This is a genomic window from Mycobacterium sp., from assembly GCF_029961025.1.
Classification (GTDB): domain Bacteria; phylum Actinomycetota; class Actinomycetes; order Mycobacteriales; family Mycobacteriaceae; genus Mycobacterium.
Genome location: NZ_JASBVP010000004.1, coordinates 22,882 through 46,855, shown reverse-complemented (window position 1 = coordinate 46,855; position 23,974 = coordinate 22,882). Strand labels below are relative to the sequence as shown.

Below are 23,974 nucleotides of genomic sequence, written 5' to 3'. Positions count from 1 at the left end.
CGCGTTCGTTACCGACCCACGCGGCAATCCGGTATGGCAGGCTGGGTTCACCGTCGCGGCCCCGCACCTACCGGAGGCACCAATGCCTGTCGAAGCCCCAGGAACCCCGGGCTACCTGGAGGTGGAGCGAAAGTTCGATGTCGCGGAGTCGGCGCCGGCGCCGTCGTTCGACGGGGCGACTGCGGTGGTCCGGGTGGAGAAGCCGCCCGCGCAAGAGCTGGATGCCGTGTACTTCGACACGCCGGAGCGGGACCTGGCGTCTCAACGGATTACCCTGCGCCGGCGCACCGGTGGCTCCGACGCGGGCTGGCATCTGAAGTTGCCGGCCGGACCCGATGCCCGCACCGAGGTTCGCGCGCCGCTCGATAGGGTCGACGAGGACGGCCGCCACCAGGTGCCCGGCGAGTTGCTCGATGTGGTGCTCGCGATCGTCCGGGACCGCCCGCTGGGGCCGGTCGCACGGATCACCACCAGGCGTGAGCGCCAGCTCTTGCGTGGCGCCGATGATGCCGTGCTGGCCGAATTCTCCGATGACCACGTGACCGCATGGCCGATGGCGGCCACCGGTGAGCCCCCCGTCGAGCAGCACTGGCGGGAGTGGGAAGTGGAGCTCACCAGCGCCGACACGGTTGCTAACGCCGAGTTGTTGGACCAGCTCAGCAGCCGTTTGCTGGCCGCCGGCGCCACGCCGGCCGGTCACAGCTCCAAGCTCGCGCGGGTACTCGGGCCGATGCCGACGAGCGACGGCTCGCCGACCGGCGCGGCCCCGGTGCACCGGGCGGTGGCCGAGCAAGTCGAACAGCTGCTGGTGTGGGATCGGGCGGTGCGCGCCGACGCTCCCGACGCGGTGCATCAGATGCGGGTGACGCTGCGCAGGCTCCGCAGCCTGCTGCAAGCCTCGCCGGCGGAGTTCGGCTTGTCCGACGATGCGCCGATCCTCGATGAGCTGCGGGATCTGGCCCTGGTGCTGGGCCAGGCCCGCGACGCCGAAGTGCTGGGCGAACGTTATCGGCGGGCGCTCGATGGGCTACCGCCGGAATTGGTGCGCGGACGAGTCCGGGAACGTCTTGTCGATGGCGCCAAGCACCGCTATCAGGAAGGGTTGCGGCGATCATTGGCGGCGATGCGGGCCGAGCGCTACTTCCGGCTGCTCGACGCCCTCGACGCGATAGTGGCGCAGCCCCGGGCGTCCGGGCGCGCCGGGGAGCCGCCGCAGGCCGCCATCCGGGCCGCCTACAAACGGGTGCGAAAGGCCGCAACAGCGGCTGCGCGGGCTACCGGCGAGGATCGCGACCTGGCACTGCACCGAACCCGGAAACGCGCCAAGCGACTGCGCTACACCGCAGCGGCGCTGGGGGCGGTGCGGGTGTCCGAGCGCGCGAGAGCCATCCAGACGTTGCTCGGCGACTACCAAGACAGCGTGGTGAGCCGGAAACACCTCAGTGAGCAGGCCGAGGCCGCCTACGCCGCCGGCGAGGACACCTTCACGTACGGTCTGCTCTACCAGCAGGAGGTCGACGTGGCTGACAGTTGCCGGCGGCAACTGGGCGATGCGCTGGACGAACTCGCCAAGGCGGTCCGCAAAACGAAGCGATGAGCCCGGGGTGGGGTGCGGGCGAGTTGGCCTGTAAGCCGGATTCTGTTCCCCGCCGGAAGAACGGCGGGGCGGCGGCCATCCATCTGGACACACCGTTGCCGGGTGCCTCAAGCGGCCTACCCGCAGGCTCGGGCGAGCAACCCTCAGGCGCCTGCGCAACCGCACCGGTGGCGCGGTCTTCTTGGCCTTGCTTCGGGTGGGGTTTACCGAGCCATCCCGGTCACCCGGGATGCTGGTGCGCTCTTACCGCACCGTTTCACCCTTACCACCGCGAGGGTGGCGGTCTGTTTTCTGTGGCACTTTCCCGCGAGTCACCTCGGATTGCCGTTAGCAATCACCCTGCTCTGTGAAGTCCGGACTTTCCTCGACGCGTCACCGAACCCATCGGATCGGCGCACGCCGCGGCCGCCCGGCCAACTCGTCCGCAATTAACACCATAGCCGCCGCAAAATTCCCCTGCGATAACCGAATCCCGGTCCCGTGCGCTGTTGTCGGCGGATAGATCGTCTTGATGCGGAATCGCATGACATGATGGGGACCGAGATGATCATGACCGAAGTCTTCGTCAACCCGGAGCTTTGTGTCGGACACGGGCGCTGCTACACCCTGGCACCGGGAGTGTTCGACGCGGACGAGTGCGGCCACGCGCTGGTGCGGGTGGCCAACGTGTCCGGCGAACTCGAGGGCCAGGCGATCATTGCGGAGCAAAACTGCCCGGAGGGCGCGATCACGCTGTCATCCCCAAGGCCCGGGTGACCCGGCGCCCGTCTCACGGTCCAGTACCCGCGTGGGGTATAAGACGTTAGGTGAGCGGTCCGCCGACGGCGCGGATGACGATGCCCGGGAACGGATGGTCGCGATGAGAGCCGGGGCCACGACACAGATGTGGGTGCAAAGTTTGCGCCGATATCCGGTGAAGTCGATGCTCGGTGAGACCGTGAGGGCCGTGTTCGTCGACGAGCGCGGCGCCGCGGGCGATCGCCGGCTGGCGCTCATCGACGCGATGACCGGGCGGGTGGCCAGCGCTAAACAGCCCCGGCTGTGGCGTGCGTTGCTGCAGTGCAGTGCCTGCGGGGACGCCGGTCGGGTGGTGATCCGGCTGCCCGACGGCACCCGGGTGACCGCCGACTCACCCGGCATCGACGAACTGCTCTCCCGGGTAGTGGGGCGGTCGGTCCGGCTGGTGAACCGCCGACCCCAGGGGGCGACTTTGGAGCGGCCCGACCCGGAGAAAGTGCTCGAGTGCGGCGTCGACGCCGACATTGACAGCCGCATCGTCGAAATAGCCCAAGCCACCCCGGGGGGCGACACATTCACCGATCTCGCGCCGCTGCACGCGATCACGACGGCCACCCTGGAACGCACCGGCGTGGAAGCGTTGCGCTACCGGCCCAACCTGGTCATCGCGACCCCGCCCGGATATCCACCATATGCGGAAAACGACTGGGCCGGAAGAGAGTTGACGGTCGGCGAGATTCGGCTGCGCGCGCTGAAGCCTACCTCGCGGTGTGCTGTTCCCACGCTTGAGCATGGGGCGCTGCCGGCAGCTCCGCATGCGCTGCGCATCCTGATGGCCGAAAACCGGGTGAAGACGTCGGGTTCGGCGACGCTGCCCTGCGCCGGAGCCTACTTCGAGGTGCTCACGGCAGGCACGATCCGCACCGGAGACCCCGTCACCCTGCACGGCGAGTGCTCGGCGGTCGGCTGAACTGCGTGGCCACGGCGCCACGAGTCACAGATAACCGGTCTGATTCACCAGCCGCACCGACGACGCGCCGTCGGGATAGAACTCGGCGATGCTCAATGAAGCCAGATCCAGGTGCAAGCGGTACACGACTCCCGGTCCGGCATCCAGCGCCAGCCGCAGCAGCATCTTGATCGGCGTCACGTGCGACACCACGAGCACGGTGGTGCCGCCGTGTTCGGCGATGATCCGGTCACGCGCCCGGCGCACCCGCCGGTGCACCTCGTCGAAGCTCTCCCCTCCCGGCGGCCTGACGCCGGTGTCGCGCAGCCAGCGCTGATGCAGCTCGGGGTCGCGCTGCGCGGCCTCGGCGAACGTCAGCCCCTCCCAGGCACCGAAGTCGGTTTCGATGAGATCCTCGTCCACGACCACGTCCAGGCCCAGCGCTTTGGCGACCATTACTGCGGTGTCATAAGACCGCTGCAGCGGGGATGCCCGGACCGCCGCAATCCCGCCGCGCTGCGCCAGATACCGTGCCGCCGCATCAGCCTGGCGCCGCCCCAATTCGGTCAGCGCCGGGTTACCACGCCCCGAATAGCGACGCTGCACCGACAGCTCGGTCTGCCCGTGGCGCAACAGCAGAAGGCGGGTCGGCATGCCCCGCGCGCCGGCCCAGCCGGATGGTGGCAGTGGCTGGGCCACAACAGCTTCGGACGGACCAATACCGGGCTGCGTGGATTCCTCGGCCCCCCCGACGACACGGGCCGCGGCGTCCATCGCCTCATTGGCCAGCCGATCGGCGTGCGAATTCCGCTCCCGCGGCACCCAGGAATAGCTGATCCGGTCGAACCCAGACGCCAGCGCCCGGGCCTGGGCGTGCAGCTCGGCCAGATGCGGCTGCTTGACCTGCCAGCGACCCGACATCTGCTCGACCACCAGCTTGGAGTCCATCGACACCACGACCTCGGTGGCGCCGAGCTTCGCGGCCTCTTCCAACCCTGCTATCAGTCCGCGGTATTCGGCGACGTTGTTGGTGGCCCGGCCGATCGCCTGCTTGCTCTCGGCGAGCACGGTGGTGTGATCGGCGGTCCACACCACCGACCCGTAACCGGCGGGGCCTGGATTGCCCCGCGACCCGCCGTCGGCCTCGACGATCACTTTCACCGATTAGCAGTCCTTAACCCGCAACAGGATCGCTCCGCATTCCGGGCAGCGCAGCACCTCGTCCTCGGCGGCCGCCTCGATCCGGGCCAGCTCGCCGCGGCCGATCTCGATCCGGCAGGCGCCGCAGCGGCGCCCCTGCAGCGGGCCGGCGCCCGGACCTCCGCCGGCCCGCTGGCGCTCGTAGACGGCGACCAGCTCGGTGTCCAGCGCCGCGGTCAGCTCGCCACGCCTCGACGTGAGTTGTTGGCGGGCCTGGTCGATCTCGGCGAGCGCACGATCACGCGCCTGCTGAGCATCGGCCAGCCGAGCCTGCAGCCGGTCCACCGCCGCCAATTCGGCGTTTTGCTGCTCCTGCAGTTCTTCTCGCCGCTCCATCACCTCCAGGAGCGAATCTTCCAGACTGGTCCGGCGGCGCTGCAGGGTGTCCAACTCGTGCTGCAGGTCCGAGAGCTGCTTGGCGTCCGTTGCCCCCGAGTCCAGTAGTGACCGATCGCGATCCTCGCGACGACGCACCGCGTCGATCTCCGACTCCAAACGTGACACTTGAGAATCTAAGTCCGCCAATGCTATTCGCATGGTGGCCAGTCGATCGTTGGCGGCGGTGTGCTCCGCCTGCGCTTGCTCGAAGTCCCGTTGTTGGGCAAGGTTGGCGGCCCGGTAGGCGATCCGGGACAGCTCGGCGTCCAGCTCCGCCAACTCTAGTAGCGAACGTTGCTGTGCCACTGCAGCTTTCATAAATGATTTCTCCAGGTGTCGCTCTCGAGGTTCCAGGGGTCGGTGCGCACGGCAGACACTCGCACGTGCAGCGCCGCGCCGAAGGCCGCCCGCAACACGTCGGCGGCCTGCTCGCACCACGGGTATTCGCTGGCCCAGTGCGCGACGTCGATCAGGGCGACATCCGAGGCCCGGCGATGCTCGTCGGCGGGATGGTGACGCAGGTCGGCGGTGACATACGCCTGCACGCCGGCAGCGGCCACCGTGGCCAGCAACGAGTCGCCGGCGCCGCCGCAGACCGCGACCCGCGACACCGGCATCTCGGGATTGCCGGACGCACGCAGGTTCCATGAGGTCGGCGGCAACGCCGCTGTCACCCGGGAGACGAAGCTGCGCAGCGGCTCGGGCCGCGGCAACGTGCCGATCCGGCCCAGCCCGACCCCGGGGGGCGGCGGCGCCAGCGTGAAGATGTCAAATGCGGGCTCCTCGTAGGGATGGGCTGCCCGCAGCGCCGCCAGCACCTGCGCCCGCAGCCGCGCGGGTGCGACAACCTCGACGCGGTCCTCGGTTACCCGCTCGAGGGCGCCGACGCTGCCGATGGCCGGCGACGCCCCATCATGCGGCAGGAACTGTCCGGTGCCGGTGACGCTCCAGCTGCAATGGGAGTAGTCGCCGATATGGCCGGCACCGGCGGCAAAGACAGCCGCCCGCACCGCCTCCGCGTTCTCCGGTGGCACGTAGATGACCCACTTGTCGTGATCGGCGCTCGCCGGCAGCGGGTCGAGCACCGCCTCGACGGTCAGCCCGAGCGCCGCCGCGAGCGCGTCGGACACCCCCGGCGATGCCGAATCGGCATTGGTGTGCGCCGTGAATAGTGACCGTCCCGAACGGATCAACCGGTGCACCAGCGCGCCTTTCGGCGTGTGGGCGGCCACGGTGTCCACACCGCGCAGCAGCAGCGGATGATGGGCCACCAGCAGCCCGCCGTCGGGAACGTCGTCGATGACCGCGGCCGTCGCGTCGACCGCGATGGTCACCGATTCCAGCACGTCCCCCGGGTCGCCGCACACCAGGCCGACCGAATCCCACGGCTGGGCCAGCTGGGGCGGGTAGGCCGCGTCCAACACCTCGATGACCTCGGCCAGCCGCGCGCTCATCGCAGCACCTCGCCGATCGCCTCCACCAGCACCGGCCACTCCGGGCGCACCGCCGCCCGCAGATACCGCCCATCCAGGCCGACGAACGTGTCACATCGGCGCACCGCGATCCCCCTGCCGTGTAAGTGCTTGCGTACCAGCTCCGCGTCCGGCGAGCTAAACAACACGAACGGCGCGCGCCCCTCCACCACGTCGACACCCACCGCTTGCAACCCAGCGACCATCTGCGCGCGCAACCGCGCCAGCCTGACCGCACCGGCCGCGGCCTGGGCCACCGCGTCGCGGGCGCAACAGGCCGCAATGGCCGTCAGCTGCAGGATGCCCACCGGCCAATGCGCACGCCCGGAGGTCAATCGCGCCAGCACCTCCGGTGAGCCCAGGGCGTAGCCCACCCGCAGCCCTGCCAGGGCCCACGTCTTGGTGAGGCTGCGCAGCACCAGCACATCGGGAAGCGAGTCACCGGCCAGCGACTCGGGTTCGCCCGGAACCGAGTCGGCGAACGCCTCGTCGACAACAACGATCCGGCCGGGCCGGCGCAGTGCCAGGATCAGCTCGCGGGGGTGTAGCACCGCCGTCGGGTTGGTCGGGTTGCCCACGACAACCAGGTCGGCGTTCTCGGGCACCTGGGCGCCGGCCAGGCCGAACGGCGGCGCCAGCACGACGTGGTGCACCGGCACCCCGGCCGCCGTCAGGGCCGCATCGGACTCGCTAAACGACGGCGCGATCACCGCGGCCCGCCTCGGACGAAGGTTTCGCAGCAGTGCGAACCCTTCGGCAGCACCGGTCAAGAGCGCCACTTCCTCGGGGGCGCGGCGGTGGCGCGCCGCGACCGCGTCCTTCGCGGCTCGCTCGTCCCCGGCTCCCGGGTAACGGCCAAGGTCCGGCAGCCGCGAGGCGAGCCGGCGCACCAGCCATGGCGGCGGTTGCCGGTAACGGACGTTGACGGCGAAATCCAGCATTCCCGGCGCTGCGGCCTGATCGCCGTGGTAGCGCGACAGCGCGGGCACGCCGGGGTCCAGACTCGCCACAGGGTCAAACAGTAGTCGGCCACGCTGCGCCGCCGGACTGCGTGGTCACAAGCGGGGTGAGCGTCCGGCGCGGCATCACGGACAATGGGAGCATGACCACCCCAATGGCCGCCCGCACCGTCGGCCCGGCTATGCACCGCACCCGGGGCGGGCATCGCTGATGCGGCGCCTGGCGTTTCTGCTGCGACCCGGCTGGCTGGTGCTGGCCCTGGTGGTGATCGCGTTCAGCTACCTGTGCCTTACCGTGCTGGCGCCCTGGCAGCTGGGAAAAAACGCCAAGACCTCACGGCAGAACCACCAAATCGAGCATTCCCTGGAAATCGCACCGGTGCCGGTGACAACGCTTCTGCCACACCAGGATTCGTCAGCGCCCGATGCCCAGTGGCGCCAGGTGACCGCCACCGGGCATTATCTGCCCGAGGCTCAGGTGGTGGCTCGCTTGCGGGTGGTCGACGGGGCGCCGGCGTTTGAGGTGCTCACCCCCTTTGCCGTCGACGCCGGCCCGACGGTGCTGGTCGATCGCGGATACCTGCGGCCGTCGGACGGCTCACGGGTGCCGCCGATCCCGCCGCCGCCGACTCAGACCGTCACCATCACAGCGCGGCTTCGAGACTCCGAACCGGCCGTGCAGGGCAAGGACCCGTTCTTCAAAGACGGTGTCCAACAGGTGTATTCGATTAATGCTGGACAGATCTCGGCGCTGACCAAGGTGCCGCTCGCGGGGTCTTATCTGCAACTGGTCGACAGCCAACCCGGTGGACTGGGCGTGATCGGCACACCGCGCCTGGACGCCGGACCGTTTCTCTCCTATGGCATCCAGTGGATCGCGTTCGGCATCCTCGCGCCGATCGGATTGGGCTATTTCGTGTTCTCCGAACTCCGTGCCCGCCGCAGGGAACAGGCGGGCGTGACCGCGCCCGAGGCGGCGCCACCCGTGCTCACCGTCGAGGAGAAGCTCGCCGACCGCTACGGACGACGCCGCTGAACCACCCCGCTGCGCGGCGCGCCTCGTCGCCGTGTCCAACCCGCCGCCAGGGCCGCGGCGGCCGCCTGTACCACCCGCGACAGCAGCACCGCACGCCGCAGATCGGTCACCCGCGGGTGCCGCCCGTCGCCCAGCACGGGCCGGATTTGCAATTGGTGGTGGTACTGCGTGGGCCCGCCCAGCCGCACGCCCAGCGCCCCGGCGAACGTCGCCTCGAGGATCCCGGCGTTGGGGCTGGGATGCCGCGCGGCGTCGCGGTGCCAGGCCCGCATCGCTCCTGCCGGTGATCCGCCGACGAGGGGTGCGCACATCACCACCAGCGCACCGGCCACGCGGGCCGGGACGTAACTGGCTAAATCATCTAATCGTGCTGCCGCCCAACCGAATCGGGTGTAGCGCAGGGAGCGGTGCCCGATCATCGAGTCCAGGGTGTTGATGCCGCGGTAGACCAGCGCCGCGGGAACGCCGCCCGCCGCCGCCCACAGCAGCGGCGCCACCTGCGCGTCCGAGGTGTTCTCCGCGACCGATTCCAGCGCGGCGCGGGTCAGGCCCGTGGAGTCCAGGACGGCGGGATCGCGCCCACATAGCGACGGCAGCAGCCGTCGTGCGGCCTCGACATCGCCGCCGTCCAGCAGCTCCGCCATCCGGCGGCCGGTGCGCGCCAGGGACGTCCCGCCCAGCGCGGTCCAGGTGGCCGCGGCCGTCGCGGCGACCGACCACCACCGGCCGCGCCGTGCGCATTCCCGCTGCAGCGCCGCGCCCAGCAGCCCCAGCGCGCCCACCAGCACCCCCGCGTGCGCTGCGCCGGCAACCCTGCTGTCGCGGTAGGTGAGCCGCTCCAGCGTCGCGGCCGCACGGCCGAACACCGCCACCGGATGACCTCGCCGCGGGTCGCCGAGCAGCAAATCGGCCAGATAGCCCGCCAGCGCGCCGCCGACCCATTCCCGTCGTGGAACCCCAAACACCACGCCAGCGTCCCCCACCTCACCCGTTCGTCCTGCGGCGCGCCCCGCCGAATCCCCGGCCTGTCGCCGGACGGCCCCTCAGCGCAGCGTCGCGAAAAAGGCCCGGACGTCCTCGACGAACAGGTCCGGCTGTTCGAACGCGGCGAAGTGTCCGCCGCGGGGCATGCTCGTCCAGCGGGTGATGTGATAGTTCGGTTCGCACCAGCGCCGCGGTGCGGGCAGGATCTCCTTGGGAAACGCCGCCACACCGGTCGGCAATTCGACCCGGCCCGTCGTGGCGAAGCTGCTGATGCTCTCCCAGTACAGCCGAGCCGACGACGCGCCGGTGCCGGTCACCCAGTACATCATCACGTTGTCGAGCAGCTCATCGCGGCGCAGCACGTTCTCGGGGTGTCCGTTGCAGTCCGTCCACGCCCAGAATTTCTCGATGATCCATGCCAGTTGTCCCACCGGGGAATCGACCAGGCCGTAGCCCAATGTCTGCGGTCGGGTGGATTGCTGCTTGGAATAGCCCGTGCCCCACCGCCGGTGGTGCGCCCACGCGGCCAGGGCTTGCCGCTCCTCCTCGGTGGGGTTGGCGACACCCCCGGCGGGCGGCAGGGCCAACGGCATGTTCAGGTGGATGGCCACGCAGCGCCCGCGATTGCGGCCGATCTGGGTGGTCACGGCCGCACCCCAGTCGCCGCCCTGGGCGCCGTAGCGCTCGTAGCCCAGGCGCGCCATGAGTGTTTCCCAGGCCTGCGCGATCTTTTCGACGCCCCACCCGGTGCGGGTGGGCTTCCCCGAGAAGCCGTATCCAGGTAGCGACGGGCAGACGACGTGGAAGGCGTCTTCGGCCCGGCCACCATAGGCGGTCGGATCGGTCAGCGGCCCGATCACTTTGTGAAACTCCACTATCGAGCCGGGCCAGCCGTGGGTGATCAACAGCGGAAAGGCGTCCCGATGCGGCGAGCGCTGGTGGATGAAATGAATATCCAGCCCGTCGATTTCGGTGATGAACTGATCGAATCGGTTCAGCGCGGCCTCGCGGGCCCGCCAGTCATATCCGTCGGCCCAGTATGCGGCCAGCTCGCGGGTGTAGTCCAACGGCATACCCTGGCTCCAGTCATCCACGCACTCGGCGTCGGGCCAGCGGGTGCGCGCCAGACGTGATCGCAAATCATCGAGCACTTCATCGGGAACGGCAATGCGAAACGGCCTGACCTCGGACATGCCGTTCATCATCGCCGGTCGCGGTGCGGGGCGGATACACCGGGCGCCATCGGGGTCGGCGCGAGGCTGTCGAGGACGATCCTGCGTGCGGACCGTCAAATCGGGCCTATCGCCTGGGCGATCACGAACCCGGCGGTGAACACAACCAGCGACACCGGGACCGACAACGAGCCGATAAGGATTCCGCGACCGACCTGGCCCGCCGTGCCAGGCCGCTTCGCGAGCACGCCGTAGACAACCAGGTCGACAACGGCCAAGGTCGGAAGGACGTAGAGAAACAAAGGAATTACGTAGGAGAGGGTGGCTATCCACGCGGCCAATTCCACCGCCAGAGTAGTAACCAGCGCCACCAGGAAGCTCACCGCGCCATAGCGGTCCTCCGCGGTCTTGGTCGGCGAACTATTCTGCATGGACCACCGATCAGCGAAGTGCGCAAAAGGCGAAGACAATCGCCCCGACAAGAACAACCGTGCCCGCGCCGACAATGCTTAGGGCCGCGCCGCGAATACGCGATGATCGCGACGTGAAGAGCAAACCACTTATCAACACGGATGCTATCGCTGTGGCCGCCGCCCCCGAGAGGAACCACGCACGCTCGCCCGCGTATGCGCTATGCGTCGTGAATGGAGGTGCTTTACCGAATAGCCATAAGACGAGGAACATCGCCCCCAATACGAGCTGAACCATGAACGGCATCGCCCAGGTGGCCGTGGACCAGGCGCGAGAGTCCATGTCGCGTAACGGGGTAATCGGCGGCATCGGCATCTGCAGCACCCTCGGTCAGGCCGGGACTCCGGGGCCGGAAAGCGGCGCAGGCACAGACGGCGGGCTGGAGACCGGGCCGAAGTCGGTGGAGGGCAGCGGAACGCGGGCATCGTATTTGGGGTTCCACCCGTCTCGGTCGAAGGGCTCGAACGCGCGCCCACCAATCCCCACATCGTGGTGTCGCGGAAGATTCATGACAGGGCCCTCAGAACTTCCTGCCCGTGCCGGGTCGATGAGCACGGTGCGCGTGGGGCCGCTAGGCAAATCTTGATATACCTCCATCGATGGATAGTTAGTGCGCGTTCCGTCTACGTGCACGCCCTGCGGTCCCGGTGTGAACACCAGGTCGCCGTTGACCGTCCACGAATGGAGCGGATCAGGCGGATGTCGCGAGGGTGAGGGCGCAAACGGATTGCCCGCGTCGTATTTGATGCGCACCGACCCGTCGGGAAGCTGCGTCACACTGCCCTGCGGGATGCCCACCTTCACCGGTCCCGGCCCGCCGTCGTGGTCGAGCTGGACGGACGGATTCTGGCGTAACACGACGACCCCGTTCTCGTAGTCAATGTAGGTTGTGACCCGCGCATTCCCGGGATCAAAGTTTGGGCTAGCTGTTCTGTTGTCGCCCATGTCGCGCGTGCCGGGCGCGCTCCATACATCACGCTGCTCGATCCACTGCGAGACCCGCACCTCGCCCTGCCCCGGCACCGGCCGGATCCTCACCACGCGGATCTCCGGGGGCACACCCTGATACTTCGGGTCATAGCTATGCGGGTCGAGCGCAGCAGCGGTTTCCCAATCGGTCGCCGATACGGGCTCTCGGCCAAACGCTTGCTTGAAGGCATCGATCTGATTCTGATGCCGACTTGCTTCGTCCTCGGCTTTCCCGGGCGCGTCCTTTAGCGTCTTGTTGTCGACAGCCTGGACACGCCCCTTTTTCCCCTCGGCGCCCGCTTGCGACTCCTCGAAGGTGAGGCTCCCCCAGCCGGCGGTGGCCTGTTTAAGTTGGGCGTCGAGGTGCTGCTCGTTGGCCACCAGCTGAGCGACCCGGTAGCGGATGAACTCGGCGTGGGCCTCGGCGGCGGCTTGGCGCTCGGCGAGCTGCTCGCGTGAGCGGGCCTGGCGGGTGTCGGTGACCCGGTAATCTTCGCCGATCTCAAACCCGTCGCGTTCGGCGTCGTCGACCGCATCCAGTGCCAGGCGCTTGCCGGCCTCCAGCATGTCCTGCCCGCGGCGGGCGGCGGCCGCCACGTCGGCCCAGCCCCACACAAACCGGCGCGCCCTCACCACGTCCAAGCCGGCCTGCGCGATCGCCCGGTCCCCGGCTTCGCCCTCCCACTGCACGCCGCCGGGACGCTTAACGTCCTCGGCTAGCTGCTCCAGCGAGGTCTCGGCTGTCGACGAAATGCGCTCCAGGTAGTTGGCCAACTGCCCCAGATACCCGAACTCCGAGGAACGCAGCTCTGACAGCGTGGGCCAACCACCCGCCCCGGCGGGCATCAGCGCACCAACGACCGCAGCGCGGCCGCGCTGTACTCGTCGTTCCGCTCATACATCGTGCCCGCCATGGCGTAGTCGGTTCCGCGTGTGCCGATCCGTTTCGCGATGGCGATCAAGTCTTCGCTGGCGGCGGCCGCGACAGCGTTCGCCGTAGCGGCCGTCGACTGCCACGATCTGCCGGCCACAAACGACGGGGCAGCACCGGCAGTCAACTCGCCGGCGAGCTTCTCGCATTTGGTGCCCAACTGGTGCAGCCCGGCGGCGAATACTTTCAGGTTGCATCCCGGGGTTTCGGCGGGCATGGGTGAATCGTAGCTCCCCGTGCGAAAAACGGTGTCACCCTCGCGGCACCCCTGCGCGGGTGGTCTGCTGCCTTCTGCCCATGTCGTCGGCGTCACGCCCTCGGTATCCGGCCGCCGGTTATCTTCGGACACCACAGCCCTGATACGCGTCGCTGGATGACGGCGTGGGGCTGCTCATGGGGGACAGCGCCTCGGATGGGCTCCATGGCGGCGCTCGGAAGCGCCAGGGACAGAGCCGTCACCACTGCGCGCGTCACCCTGCACGAAGGGCCTTTCCACGTCTTCCGCCACAAGAAGAGCCCCCGGGGCCGACAAGACCGAAGGGGGCACTGGTGGCTCACGCTGGACGCTAAAGGACGCGAATCCTGGACGGGTTTCCCGCGCGTCAACGTGACCGGCAGCTTTATTGGACTGGCCAGCGGTCGTATCTGTCCATCACGCCGCGCGGATTCCAGCGGGGGTGACACCGGCGGCGATGACCGACTAACGATTTACCAGCCGGACGGGTGCGGTGCCGATCTTCTCCCACGTCTGGTTGCGCGCGTCGGTGAACCGCAGCGCCATCCGCTCAAGATCAGAATCGTCCGCGTGGACGGCAGCGGTGCCGGTGGGCCGGAACATCCATTGAGATTGCTGATGTGCGCCCACCGTGGGTTCGACATACTTGGGCCTCTGCTCTGGTCCCGAGCCCAGGTAGAGGAGAATCTGCTCGCCCCCCACACCCGAAACCTCGACGTCCGTGATGGGCTGGTCGCTGCCGTTGTCGACCCTCCAGCCGCTGCGCCCGTGCTGGACCTGTGAGCGCGCGATCGTGACGCTGGACGCTTGCGCGGTCTGCTCGGCGGCCTGGCGGGATCCCTGCACTTGCGCTAGACGAGCGACGCCGGACGCGACATGCTGCGCCGCCTCGATGGCCTCCTGTTTTGCCTGTCGGGACCGCAACGCCGACACACCGAACAGGATGGCCGACACCAGGGCCACGGCTGCGCTGATCCCAGCGAATATCGCGCTCCACGTTCCGGCGGCCACAGGCTGGGAGCCTACTTCTCGGCGGTTGCAGACGCTTCGTTTCGGGAGTTCATGTACTTGACGTGCCTCATCGGTGGGAGGAGGTAGGGCGAGAACACTGACTGTCCGCGGAACACCCGTGGCATCGCCGCGTTCAGCCAGGCCAGCGTCAACACCAGGGCTGCATGCGTTTCGACAAACGTCCAGCCCGACACGTCGTCTCGGACGGTTTTCGACCCGTCGGGGTTTTCAAAGCCGATCCGGATTCCCAGCGGGTTATTGGGCCGCACATAGAGCCACACGCCTTTCCCCAGGATGCAGATGACATCGAGCGGAGGTTGAGGGGTGTTCGCCCAGTCCTCCTCGCCCATTGACTTGCCCGCCGGGGGTTCGATCAGCCCAGCCTTTTCGAGCCGTTCTCTCATCGTGGCGGGCGCGACCTTGTTGTCGAAGGCGACCACAAAATACGGCGGCACCATGCCGATCTGCTTCATGTACGCCTGTTCTTTGGCGGTCATCACGTGATCGGACTCGTTGACTGTCATCCGTAGCTGTTTGAACGCTGCGCCCTTCGTGATGCTGTCGTTAAGTTTGGGTATGTCCAGGCAGGACTTGACCTCTCCGGCTGCGGCAACACCGTCCACGAGGTAGGTTCCAGACTTGCCTTCGGGGAATGACAGCGGGTGATCAGGGTTGGTGATCACGACGTCGGACTGACGTGAGCCGTCGCCGAACGCGTCGTACACGAAGCCCGTGCCCACTCCGTATCCCGATGGCAAGTAGCTGCGCAGCATGTTGCGCACGGCATCCTCGGCGCCGTCCCCGATCGTGGTGCCGTGGTCCGACTCCAGACGCGCCTTGGCCAACGCCGTCTGAAGCTCCTGCTCGACGGTCGCGAGAATCTTGTGGAACCGGAGATCAATGCTGTAGCTGTGCTCTCGGGTCTGGTCATCGGCCATGAGGGCGAGTATGCACCTGCGCACCGACATGGCCTCGGCACTGCTACCCCCAATTCGTCGGGTCATCCACGGCGGTGGCGGCGGAATCAGACCCTTGCGGGCGCGGCGCGCGACATCGAGCGGCGAGACCATGGACCTGAGCCCCGAGCGAGTGAACCAGCACGTCGCGGACGACCATCAACGCCGCCAGGGAGTCGGGCGGTGTTGACCGGCCTGCCAGCTGACCGCTGCGCCCGCTAAGCCGGGCAGATAACCCGCGATGGGGGTGGCGCCGGTCTCAAGGCCCTGGAGCAGCGCCGCCGATCGGGCCAGGGCGTCACCGCGCGGCGGACACTCCCGCGTACAGCGCGTACCACGCACGCTCACCGGAGGTGCGCCGAGCGGCGGCGAAGTGCTCAGCGTTGAAGCCCAGCGCCAATGTCATCGCCACGCCGGTACACGCCCAGGGTGTCCGGTATCCCGGTCTCGGGCACGGCGGGGATGTTGGTTGGGTCCACAGGTCGGGTTCGCTATCGAGCAGCTCGCCCGCCGAGTCGTTCGGGTGCCACCTGCTCATCACCAGCAGCACCGACCCGCCGGGATGCGGGCGGGTCGCCAAGGTGGAGCGGTACTCGGTGATGATTCGGCTGCGGTGCACAGCGGAGTCAGCCTCTGGGGCGTCCTTGACCGAATCATACCGATGGGCAGGTCAGCGCCGAATCCGGTCACGCCGCTGTTGATTGCGGTAGCGGGCAGCCCGCCCGCGTGGCCATCGACGCGCCTGCGCCAGACAGCTGTCTTATCCTGGGACAGCCGAAAACTGAGGTAGTCGGCGTTTCGTTGATCAGTTGACGCGCTGCCCTGAAGTGAGCCTGGGCCAGCTCGTCCGGATCGCTGACCAGGACAATCTGAAGGCCGGGGTTACCGCCCGGAGCCCACACCACCTCCCAGACCGCCAGCGGCCGCGACTTGCCGGTGCGCGGCGGCGTGGTCACGACGTCGCGCTGATCGGGTTAGGTCACCAGCGAGGTCCGATAGGAGCCGGATCGTCGGCGTGACAACGAATTTGGGATCGAGCCGACGCGCTAGCTCAGCCGGGGAGGCCGAGCGCTGCCGACCACGCACGACCTGGCTGGCGCGCGCGACGGTCACGGTGGTCAAGGTCATGCGGCGGTCTCCGTTTCACACGCTCCAGGCCGTTCAACGTCCAAGTAGGCCAGTCACTTTCGGACCAGGCCCAGCCACGGGCCGGGCTGACCTAGTCCTAGTAGGCGTAGTGGGCGACGACGCTCGCCACTGCGCCCAGCGCGAGACCGCCGACCAGTAGACCGACGGCGGTCCAGCGGCCCCGCTGATGTCGTTCTCGGCGGTGACGTACTTGTGGAGAGCATGCTGGGCTGGCTCGGGCCAGCCAATCTTCATCGCTTGGTCCCAGTCCGTCTTGAACTGGCGGCGACCGGCCCAGGCGTCTCGGATCACGCCGAACGCACCGCTGGCCTGCAATACCGAACTCGTCACGTAAAGCACCACGGCCAGCGTTGTCACGGCTACGACGTTAGGGGTTCGGCGCAGGTTGGTAGTCGAACCGCAAAACCATTGTCCACCTGGAACATTTCGTCGTGGGCGCGGACGGGATCGAACCGCCGACCGCTGGTGTGTAAAACCAGAGCTCTACCACTGAGCTACGCGCCCGTGCCGCGCACGCTACCCGCCGAAGAGTCCACCCGCCGCAAAAGCAAAAGCCGCCCACAAGCGGCCCTCAGCCTTTCAGCGCCGCCAGCGCATCGCGCCACAGCTGTTGGTCACGGGCTTCCCCGGGCTGTTTCATCTCCGCGAACCGGATGATCCCCGACCGATCGACGACGAAGGTGCCGCGGTTGGAAAAGCCGGTGTCGTCGTTGAACACTCCGTAGGCCTGGCTGACGGCGCCGTGCGGCCAAAAGTCCGACAACACCGGAAACAGAAAGCCGTTCTCGGTTGCCCACACCTTGTGGGTGGGCGGCGGACCCACCGAAATGGTCAGCACCGCGCGGTCGTCGTTTTCGAAATCGGGCAGGTGATCGCGCAGCTGGTCCAGCTCACCCTGGCAGATGCCGGTGAACGCCAGCGGGAAAAACACCAGCAGCACGTTCTTGGCGCCCCGGTAGCCGCTCAGGGTGACCGGCTGCTGGTTCTGATCGCGCAGGGTGAAGTCCGGGGCGGGGGTTCCCACAGGCAGCATCAGCGCCTCCCCGCCCGCGACTTGGGCTGCACCAAGCGGCTGCCGCTCCAGTCCCCGAGATTTACCGACGAGGTGGGCATCAGACCCGCGGTGGGCGCCGACTCCGCGATTTCGGCCGGCAGCACATGACCTGGCCTTCCGGTCTTGGGGGTCAGCACCCAGATCACGCCGTCTTCGGCAAGCGCGGTGATGGCGTCCATCAGGGTGTCCACCAGGTCCCCATCGCCGTCACGCCACCACAGCAAAACCACGTCAACCACTTCGTTGGTGCTGCCCTCGTCGAGTAACTCGGCACCGCATGCCTCCTCGACCGCGGCCCGGATGTTGTCGTCGGTGTCCTCGTCCCAACCCCACTCCTGGACAACTTGGCCTTTTCGGATGCCAAGTTTGCGGGCGTAGTTCGGGGCGTCATCCGCCGCGACCACCGTGGGACCTCCTTTAACCGTCCAGTGCGCCGTGCGATGGGCATTATCGTCGCACAGCGCGACGCTGCCCACACGGGCGACTCAGGATGCGGCGAGGCACAGCCGCACCGCTTTCGCCTTGGCCTCGTTGAACCGATCGACGCGGCGATTGAACTCCGACGTCGACGCGTGCGCGGCGATGGCATCCGCCACTGCGCGGGCCGCCTGGGCATAGGCTTCAAGCGCTGCGCGCAGCTCCGGTGACAACGCGCTGCCCAGGCTCCCGGCCACCGCGTCGGCACTGTTGTTGAGCGCGTCTATGGCCGGGCCTTCGGTCGGGGCGGTGTCACGGCCCTCGTTGAACGCTCCGACGAACTCGTTCACCTTGTCGGTGGCGGCTTTGCCGGTCGTGGCAAGCGATTCGCATGCGGCGCGCACGGCCCGGGTCGTCAGCGACTGCTGGCGCTGCGATTCCCGGATTCGCGACGTCGCCGACGACGCCGACACCGACGCGGACACCGACGACCGGTACGCCGGAGCCACCGCGGTGTCGACCGTCGCGGTGCCGGCGGTGATGCTGGTGCACCCGGCCACCGCGTTGAGCACGCCCATCAGAAGCACCGCAACGCAGCCCAGCACCAGCGCCCCCCTCCGCAGCGGGGGCCGGGCGCACCACCTGATCAGCACAGCCGTGACGTTACCGGTTCGGACTTGCCGCCGCCCCGACCCGGCGGTCTCCCCGGCGGGGGCCCGATCCGATTGCCCGGCACGCCGTCGCCGCGGCGAGCCCGGTTCCCCGGCCTCGCCGCAGCGGTACGGTGGGCCGCGTCGCCACCGACGACGTCAGCTCGCCGTTGCGCGCCCGGTACCCCGGTGCGGCACGATGGAGGGCAAACCCAGATTCCGCGGCCGCAGCCGAAGAAAAGTTGGAGAAAGCTGAGCCGCCAACCAAGGAGCGGAAAGTTGACCACCGAGTTCGTGCGCCACAATGTGCCTCAACGCTCGGGCAGCGCAAGCGAACCCGACCGCGTTCGGGTGATCCGCGAAGGCGTCGCGTCCTACCTGCCCGACATCGACCCCGAGGAAACCTCCGAGTGGCTGGAGTCCTTCGACGAGCTATTGGCACGTTCCGGGCCGGCGCGAGCACGCTACCTGATATTGCGGTTGCTGGAGCGCGCCGGCGAACAGCGGGTGGCCATCCCGGCCCTGACGTCCACCGACTACGTCAACACCATCCCCACCGAGCTGGAGCCGTGGTTTCCCGGCGATGAGGACGTGGAGCGCCGCTACCGCAGGTGGATCCGGTGGAACGCCGCCATCATGGTGCACCGTGCGCAACGGCCGGGCATCTCGGTGGGCGGGCACATCTCGACCTACGCGTCGTCGGCAACGCTCTACGAAGTCGGGTTCAATCACTTCTTCCGCGGTAAATCGCATCCCGGAGGCGGGGATCAGGTGTTCATCCAGGGCCACGCATCCCCGGGGATCTACGCCCGGGCCTTCCTGGAAGGTCGGCTCTCCGCAGAGCAGCTCGACGGGTTCCGCCAGGAGCACAGCCATCCCGGGGGCGGGCTGCCGTCTTATCCGCACCCGCGGCTGATGCCCGACTTCTGGGAATTCCCCACCGTGTCCATGGGCCTGGGCCCGATGAACGCCATCTATCAGGCCCGCCTTAACCACTATCTGCATGACCGCGGCATCAAGGACACCTCCGACCAGCACGTGTGGTGCTTTTTGGGTGACGGCGAAATGGATGAACCCGAAAGTCGGGGCTTGCTGCACGTGGCGGCCATCGAAGGCCTGGACAACCTCACGTTCGTGATCAACTGCAACCTGCAGCGCCTCGACGGCCCGGTACGCGGAAACGGCAAGATCATCCAGGAGCTGGAATCGTTCTTCCGGGGCGCCGGGTGGAACGTCATCAAGGTGATCTGGGGACGCGAGTGGGATGCGCTGCTGCACGCCGACCGGGACGGCGCGCTGGTCAACCTGATGAACGTCACCCCCGACGGCGACTACCAGACCTACAAAGCCAACGACGGCCGCTACGTGCGTGAGCACTTCTTCGGCCGCGATCCGCGCACTAAAGAATTGGTGAAAAACCTTTCCGACGACGAGATCTGGAACCTCAAGCGCGGCGGCCACGACTACCGCAAGGTGTATGCGGCCTACCGGGCCGCGGTGGAGCACAAAGGCCAGCCGACCGTCATTTTGGCCAAGACCATCAAGGGCTATGCGCTGGGTAAGCACTTCGAGGGCCGGATGGCCACCCACCAGATGAAAAAGCTGACGCTGGAGAACCTGAAGGAGTTCCGCGATACTCAGCGGATTCCGATCACGGACGCCCAGCTCGAGGAGAACCCCTACCTGCCGCCGTATTACCATCCGGGGCCCGATGCCCCGGAAATCCGCTATATGCTCGATCGCCGCCGCGCGCTTGGCGGCTTCTTGCCGGAGCGGCGCACGAAGTCCAAAGCGCTGCGGCTGCCCGGCCGTGACATCTATAAACCGCTGAAGAAGGGCTCCGGGAACCAGCAGGTCGCCACCACCATGGCCACCGTACGTGTATTTCGGGAAGTATTGCGGGACAAGGAAATCGGTCCTCGTATCGTGCCGATTATTCCCGATGAGGCGCGCACGTTCGGGATGGACTCCTGGTTCCCGAGCCTCAAGATCTATAACCGCAACGGCCAGTTGTACACCTCGGTCGACGCCGACATGATGCTGGCCTACAAGGAAAGTGCCGACGGGCAGATCCTGCACGAGGGCATCAACGAAGCCGGGGCGGTGGCTAGCTTCACCGCCGCCGGCACCTCGTATTCGACGCACAACGAGCCGTTGATCCCGGTTTACATCTTCTACTCGATGTTCGGGTTCCAGCGCACCGGCGACGGATTGTGGGCGGCCGGCGATCAGATGGCACGCGGGTTCCTGCTCGGCGCCACCGCGGGCCGCACCACGCTGACCGGCGAAGGCTTGCAGCACGCCGACGGGCATTCGCTGCTGTTGGCCAGCACCAATCCGGCGGTGGTGGCCTATGATCCGGCGTTCGCCTACGAAATCGCCCATATCATCGAAAGCGGACTGGCCCGCATGTACGGGGAAAACCCGGAGAACGTGTTCTTTTACATCACGATCTACAACGAGCCCTACGTGCAGCCTCCCGAACCGGAAAACTTCGACCCCGAAGGACTGCTGCGCGGCATCTATCGCTACCAGCAGGCCGCGGGGCGCGGCAGCCGCAGCGCGCACCTCCTGGCGAGCGGGGTGGCCCTGCCCGAGGCGCTGCGAGCGGCGGGAATGCTGTCCTCCGAATGGGATGTGGCCGCCGACGTGTGGTCGGTGACCAGCTGGAGCGAGCTGAACCGCGACGGCGTGGCCGTGGAGATCGACAAGCTGCGCCACCCGGATCGCCCCGCCCGGGTGCCCTACGTGACCCGGGTGTTATCCGAGGCCCGCTCGGATCACCCCGGCCCGGTGGTCGCGGTGTCGGACTGGATGCGCGCCGTGCCCGAGCAGATCCGGCCCTGGGTGCCGGGCACCTACGTCACGCTGGGTGCCGATGGGTTCGGGTTTTCCGACACCCGCGCCGCCGCGCGCCGCTACTTCAACACCGACGCCGAATCCCAAGTGGTCGCGGTGCTGGAGGCGCTGGCCCACGACGGCGTGATCGACCCGTCGGTGCCGGTCGCGGCGGCGCGGCAATACCGGATCGACCGGGTGCCGACCGCGCCGAAGCAGACACCCGAGCCGAAACCGGGGCAGACATAGGTATCCGGCGTGGTATCCGGGGTGCCCGATCCGGTGGGCCAGGAGCGCGGGGCCAGCCGGGTGGTGCCGCGATCCGGGCGGACCGTCACGGGCCGCTTTTAGCGGAGTCTTCCAGAAATTTCACGTAGTTTTCAGGGATGACCGACAACCAGTTCGCCCTGCCTCGCTCCCCGCTGGAGCTGTTGGACGCCATACCGGACTCCCTGTTGCGGCGGTTGAAGCAGTACTCGGGCCGGCTGGCCACCGAGGCCGTGTCCGCTATGCAGGAGCGGTTGCCGTTCTTCGCCGATTTGGAGGCCTCGCAACGTGCCAGCGTGGCGCTGGTGGTGCAGACCGCGGTGGTGAACTTTGTCGAGTGGATAAAAAACCCGCACAGCAACGTCAGCTACACCGCGAAGGCGTTCGAGCTGGTGCCTCAGGAGCTGACCCGGAGGATCGCCCTGCGTCACACCGTCGACATGGTGCGGGTCACCATGGAGTACTTCGAAGAAGTCGTCCCGATGCTGGCCCGCTCCGAAGAGCAACTGACCGCGCTCACGGTGGGCATCCTGAAGTACAGTCGTGACCTGGCCTTTACCGCGGCTTCCGCCTACGCCGACGCGGCCGAGGCACGGGGTGCGTGGGACAGCCGGATGGAGGCCAGCGTCGTGGACGCGGTGGTGCGCGGCGACACCGGGCCCGAGCTGCTCTCCCGGGCGGCGGCGCTGAGCTGGGACACCACCGAACCGGCGACGGTGGTGGTGGGGACCCCCGCGCCCGGGCGCGAGCTGTACGCCAGCCAAGATGTCCGAGATATCGCCGCCCGCCACGGGCGCGCGGCGCTCACCGACGTGCACGGCACCTGGTTGGTGGCGATCGTGTCCGGGAAGCTGTCCCCGACCGAAAAGTTCCTGGGGGACCTGCTGGATGCCTTCTCCGACGGACCGGTGGTGATCGGGCCGACGGCGCCCATGCTGAGCGCGGCCTACCACAGTGCCAGCGAGGCCATCTCGGGAATGAACGCCGTCGCCGGCTGGCGTGGTGCGCCGCGGCCGGTGCTCGCGCGCGAACTGCTGCCCGAACGGGCCCTGATGGGGGATGCGTCGGCGATCGCGGCGCTGCAGACCGATGTGGTGCGCCCCCTTGCCGACGCCGGGCCGACGCTCATCGAGACGCTGGACGCCTACCTCGACTGCGGTGGCGCGATTGAAGCCTGCGCCCGCAAGTTGTTCGTTCATCCAAACACCGTTCGCTACCGCCTCAAGCGCATCACCGACTTCACCGGCCGCGATCCCACCCAGCCCCGCGATGCCTACATCCTGCGGGTGGCCACCACGGTGGGTCACCTGAGCGCCCAGACGCATCATTCCGGCACGGGTGGCCGCCCTCGGCCCGGCACGGGTGCGCCCGGGCCGTCGCGCGTGCCACCCTCCCGTTGACCGCACGATACAGGTTGCAGCGGGATATCAAACGTGTTCCATCCGGTCTGCTTTTGGAGGGTGTCTACAAAAACATAAGATGAGGTTCATAATCTGTTACACCCCGCAAAACCGTCTTCACAGTGTTCTCTTAAACACGTGATTGCGTTGCTGGCGCCAGGACAAGGATCGCAAACCCCCGGGATGCTGGCACCCTGGCTGGAACTGCCGGGAGCCGCCGACCGGATCGCGACCTGGTCGAAGGCAAGCGGCCTGGATCTCGAGCGGCTGGGCACCACCGCGTCGGCCGAGGAGATCACCGACACCGCCGTCACCCAGCCGCTGGTCGTGGCGGCTACGCTGCTGGCGTACCGGGAGCTGGCCAGGCGTGGCGCACTGCCCACGCGGCCCATCGTGGCCGGCCACTCCGTCGGTGAGATTGCGGCCTATGCGATCGCCGGCGTGCTCTCCGCCGACGACGCCGTTGCGCTGGCCGCCACCCGCGGCGCCGAAATGGCCAAGGCGTGTGCCAACGAGCCGACGGGGATGTCCGCGGTGCTCGGCGGGGACGAAGCCGAGGTGCTGGCCCGCCTCGAGGAACTCGACTTGGTCGCCGCCAACCGCAACGGCGCCGGCCAGATCGTCGCCGCCGGCCGACTGACCGCACTGGACAAGCTCGCTGAAGATGCCCCGGCTAAATCCCGGGTGCGCCCGCTGGGTGTGGCCGGAGCGTTCCACACCGCATACATGGCGGGTGCCCTCGACGGCTTCGCCGCCGCGGCGGCGAAGGTCGTGACCGCCGAGCCCACCGCCACCCTGTTGTCCAACCGCGACGGAAAACCGGTATCTTCAGCGGCGGAGGCAATGGAAAAACTGGTCGCTCAGCTCACCCGGCCGGTGCGCTGGGATTTGTGCACCCGCACGCTGCGCGAGCACAACGTGACAGCGATCGTGGAGTTCCCGCCCGCGGGTGCCCTGGCCGGCATTGCCAAACGCGAACTTCGAGGCGTGGAGATACGCGCCCTCAAGTCGCCCGCAGACCTGGACGGGTTACCCGAGACGGGTTGATCGGGCAGAAGCCCCCGGCGTCCGCCGGAACAACCGCATATCGCAGCACAGCACATATCGCAGAGAGTCTCGATCCACACAGCACGTCACCAAA

22 protein-coding genes, 1 tRNA gene and 1 other RNA gene are annotated in these 23,974 nt (G+C 67.9%); 7 read left to right on the top strand and 17 right to left on the bottom strand.

All coding sequences use genetic code 11. The features are described from left to right. Positions 1-82: 82 nt before the first annotated feature. The gene (locus QJR12_RS05455; RefSeq protein ID WP_300579693.1) at positions 83-1,597 is read left to right on the top strand and encodes a CYTH and CHAD domain-containing protein; all 1,515 of its coding nucleotides are present in this window, start codon (positions 83-85) and stop codon (positions 1,595-1,597) included. Positions 1,598-1,612: 15 nt separating this feature from the next. Here the strand turns inward: QJR12_RS05455 and rnpB are convergent. Next, positions 1,613-2,018, bottom strand: an RNA gene (gene rnpB, locus QJR12_RS05450) — RNase P RNA component class A. Positions 2,019-2,146: 128 nt separating this feature from the next. Between rnpB and QJR12_RS05445 the strand changes: the two genes are divergently transcribed. Beyond that, complete coding sequence (locus QJR12_RS05445; RefSeq protein WP_366526294.1) at positions 2,147-2,353, top strand: ferredoxin; 207 nt, start codon at positions 2,147-2,149, stop codon at positions 2,351-2,353. Positions 2,354-2,447: 94 nt separating this feature from the next. Continuing rightward, positions 2,448-3,305 (top strand): MOSC N-terminal beta barrel domain-containing protein, encoded by an 858-nt coding sequence (locus tag QJR12_RS05440; RefSeq protein ID WP_300579961.1) that lies wholly within the window; start codon positions 2,448-2,450, stop codon positions 3,303-3,305. Positions 3,306-3,329: 24 nt separating this feature from the next. Here QJR12_RS05440 and QJR12_RS05435 read toward each other — a convergent pair whose 3' ends face one another. From QJR12_RS05435 to cobC, 4 genes are read right to left on the bottom strand one after another with little or no spacing between them, the layout of a single operon-like run. After that, on the bottom strand, positions 3,330-4,445 hold the full coding sequence (locus tag QJR12_RS05435; protein ID WP_300579689.1) for a bifunctional RNase H/acid phosphatase: 1,116 nt from the start codon (positions 4,443-4,445) through the stop codon (positions 3,330-3,332). A gap of 3 nt (positions 4,446-4,448) precedes the next feature. Next, entirely contained in the window at positions 4,449-5,180 is a 732-nt protein-coding gene (locus tag QJR12_RS05430) for a zinc ribbon domain-containing protein (protein WP_300579687.1), read from the bottom strand. After that, positions 5,177-6,316, bottom strand: a complete 1,140-nt coding sequence (locus QJR12_RS05425; protein ID WP_300579686.1) for a Nif3-like dinuclear metal center hexameric protein — start codon at positions 6,314-6,316, stop codon at positions 5,177-5,179. The genes QJR12_RS05430 and QJR12_RS05425 overlap by 4 nt, the downstream gene beginning before the upstream one ends. Further along, positions 6,313-7,344, bottom strand: coding sequence for an Rv2231c family pyridoxal phosphate-dependent protein CobC (gene cobC, locus QJR12_RS05420; protein ID WP_300579684.1), 1,032 nt, complete (start codon positions 7,342-7,344; stop codon positions 6,313-6,315). Before cobC ends, QJR12_RS05425 begins: the two co-directional genes overlap by 4 nt. Before the next feature lie 160 nt (positions 7,345-7,504). Here cobC and QJR12_RS05415 point away from each other — a divergent pair, with 160 nt between their 5' ends. Further along, the gene (locus QJR12_RS05415) at positions 7,505-8,329 is read left to right on the top strand and encodes an SURF1 family protein (RefSeq protein WP_300579683.1); all 825 of its coding nucleotides are present in this window, start codon (positions 7,505-7,507) and stop codon (positions 8,327-8,329) included. On the opposite strand, the gene QJR12_RS05410 is transcribed toward QJR12_RS05415, so the two are convergent. From QJR12_RS05410 to QJR12_RS05355, 12 genes are all read right to left on the bottom strand, one after another. Further along, entirely contained in the window at positions 8,311-9,294 is a 984-nt protein-coding gene (locus QJR12_RS05410; protein WP_300579959.1) for a cobalamin biosynthesis protein, read from the bottom strand. The genes QJR12_RS05415 and QJR12_RS05410 overlap by 19 nt on opposite strands. A 78-nt stretch (positions 9,295-9,372) precedes the next feature. Then, on the bottom strand, positions 9,373-10,506 hold the full coding sequence (locus QJR12_RS05405) for an epoxide hydrolase (RefSeq protein ID WP_300579681.1): 1,134 nt from the start codon (positions 10,504-10,506) through the stop codon (positions 9,373-9,375). Positions 10,507-10,601: 95 nt separating this feature from the next. Further along, on the bottom strand, positions 10,602-10,916 hold the full coding sequence (locus tag QJR12_RS05400; RefSeq protein WP_300579680.1) for a hypothetical protein: 315 nt from the start codon (positions 10,914-10,916) through the stop codon (positions 10,602-10,604). A 370-nt stretch (positions 10,917-11,286) separates the two neighbouring features. Continuing rightward, on the bottom strand, positions 11,287-12,771 hold the full coding sequence (locus QJR12_RS05395) for a hypothetical protein (RefSeq protein WP_300579678.1): 1,485 nt from the start codon (positions 12,769-12,771) through the stop codon (positions 11,287-11,289). Further along, entirely contained in the window at positions 12,771-13,073 is a 303-nt protein-coding gene (locus QJR12_RS05390) for a hypothetical protein (protein WP_300579676.1), read from the bottom strand. Before QJR12_RS05390 ends, QJR12_RS05395 begins: the two co-directional genes overlap by 1 nt. 483 nt (positions 13,074-13,556) lie before the next feature. Beyond that, the gene (locus tag QJR12_RS05385) at positions 13,557-14,102 is read right to left on the bottom strand and encodes a hypothetical protein (protein ID WP_300579675.1); all 546 of its coding nucleotides are present in this window, start codon (positions 14,100-14,102) and stop codon (positions 13,557-13,559) included. A gap of 11 nt (positions 14,103-14,113) precedes the next feature. Continuing rightward, positions 14,114-15,040, bottom strand: a complete 927-nt coding sequence (locus tag QJR12_RS05380) for a DUF6602 domain-containing protein (RefSeq protein ID WP_300579673.1) — start codon at positions 15,038-15,040, stop codon at positions 14,114-14,116. Between the two features lie 316 nt (positions 15,041-15,356). Beyond that, positions 15,357-15,677 (bottom strand): hypothetical protein, encoded by a 321-nt coding sequence (locus QJR12_RS05375; protein WP_300579672.1) that lies wholly within the window; start codon positions 15,675-15,677, stop codon positions 15,357-15,359. 962 nt (positions 15,678-16,639) lie between these two features. Continuing rightward, positions 16,640-16,711: transfer RNA gene (locus QJR12_RS05370), tRNA-Val, on the bottom strand. 67 nt (positions 16,712-16,778) lie between these two features. After that, on the bottom strand, positions 16,779-17,240 hold the full coding sequence (locus QJR12_RS05365; RefSeq protein WP_300579671.1) for a peroxiredoxin: 462 nt from the start codon (positions 17,238-17,240) through the stop codon (positions 16,779-16,781). Then, a complete protein-coding gene (locus tag QJR12_RS05360) occupies positions 17,240-17,665 on the bottom strand; it encodes a DUF3052 domain-containing protein (RefSeq protein WP_300579670.1) in 426 nt (141 codons plus the stop codon). The genes QJR12_RS05365 and QJR12_RS05360 overlap by 1 nt, the downstream gene beginning before the upstream one ends. Before the next feature lie 81 nt (positions 17,666-17,746). Continuing rightward, positions 17,747-18,256: a hypothetical protein gene (locus QJR12_RS05355; protein WP_300579958.1), complete on the bottom strand. Its 510-nt coding sequence runs from the start codon at positions 18,254-18,256 to the stop codon at positions 17,747-17,749. 351 nt (positions 18,257-18,607) lie between these two features. On the opposite strand from QJR12_RS05355, the gene aceE reads away from it, so the two are divergent. From aceE to QJR12_RS05340, 3 genes are all read left to right on the top strand, one after another. Then, positions 18,608-21,415, top strand: a complete 2,808-nt coding sequence (gene aceE / locus QJR12_RS05350) for a pyruvate dehydrogenase (acetyl-transferring), homodimeric type (protein WP_300579669.1) — start codon at positions 18,608-18,610, stop codon at positions 21,413-21,415. A gap of 137 nt (positions 21,416-21,552) precedes the next feature. After that, a complete protein-coding gene (locus tag QJR12_RS05345) occupies positions 21,553-22,833 on the top strand; it encodes a PucR family transcriptional regulator (RefSeq protein WP_300579668.1) in 1,281 nt (426 codons plus the stop codon). A gap of 138 nt (positions 22,834-22,971) precedes the next feature. Beyond that, positions 22,972-23,880, top strand: coding sequence for an ACP S-malonyltransferase (locus QJR12_RS05340; RefSeq protein ID WP_300579667.1), 909 nt, complete (start codon positions 22,972-22,974; stop codon positions 23,878-23,880). The last annotated feature ends 94 nt before the right edge of the window (positions 23,881-23,974 follow it).

Bases quoted from the DNA above. Each gene is read 5' to 3' on its own strand.
- QJR12_RS05455 (WP_300579693.1), top strand. From the start codon at position 83: ATGCCTGTCGAAGCCCCAGGAACCCCGGGCTACCTGGAGGTGGAGCGA.
- QJR12_RS05445 (WP_366526294.1), top strand. From the start codon at position 2,147: ATGACCGAAGTCTTCGTCAACCCGGAGCTTTGTGTCGGACACGGGCGC.
- QJR12_RS05440 (WP_300579961.1), top strand. From the start codon at position 2,448: ATGGTCGCGATGAGAGCCGGGGCCACGACACAGATGTGGGTGCAAAGT.
- QJR12_RS05430 (WP_300579687.1), bottom strand. From the start codon at position 5,180: ATGAAAGCTGCAGTGGCACAGCAACGTTCGCTACTAGAGTTGGCGGAG.
- QJR12_RS05425 (WP_300579686.1), bottom strand. From the start codon at position 6,316: ATGAGCGCGCGGCTGGCCGAGGTCATCGAGGTGTTGGACGCGGCCTAC.
- QJR12_RS05415 (WP_300579683.1), top strand. From the start codon at position 7,505: ATGCGGCGCCTGGCGTTTCTGCTGCGACCCGGCTGGCTGGTGCTGGCC.
- QJR12_RS05405 (WP_300579681.1), bottom strand. From the start codon at position 10,506: ATGTCCGAGGTCAGGCCGTTTCGCATTGCCGTTCCCGATGAAGTGCTC.
- QJR12_RS05400 (WP_300579680.1), bottom strand. From the start codon at position 10,916: ATGCAGAATAGTTCGCCGACCAAGACCGCGGAGGACCGCTATGGCGCG.
- QJR12_RS05395 (WP_300579678.1), bottom strand. From the start codon at position 12,771: ATGCCCGCCGGGGCGGGTGGTTGGCCCACGCTGTCAGAGCTGCGTTCC.
- QJR12_RS05390 (WP_300579676.1), bottom strand. From the start codon at position 13,073: ATGCCCGCCGAAACCCCGGGATGCAACCTGAAAGTATTCGCCGCCGGG.
- QJR12_RS05380 (WP_300579673.1), bottom strand. From the start codon at position 15,040: ATGGCCGATGACCAGACCCGAGAGCACAGCTACAGCATTGATCTCCGG.
- QJR12_RS05365 (WP_300579671.1), bottom strand. From the start codon at position 17,240: ATGCTGCCTGTGGGAACCCCCGCCCCGGACTTCACCCTGCGCGATCAG.
- QJR12_RS05355 (WP_300579958.1), bottom strand. From the start codon at position 18,256: ATGGGCGTGCTCAACGCGGTGGCCGGGTGCACCAGCATCACCGCCGGC.
- QJR12_RS05345 (WP_300579668.1), top strand. From the start codon at position 21,553: ATGACCGACAACCAGTTCGCCCTGCCTCGCTCCCCGCTGGAGCTGTTG.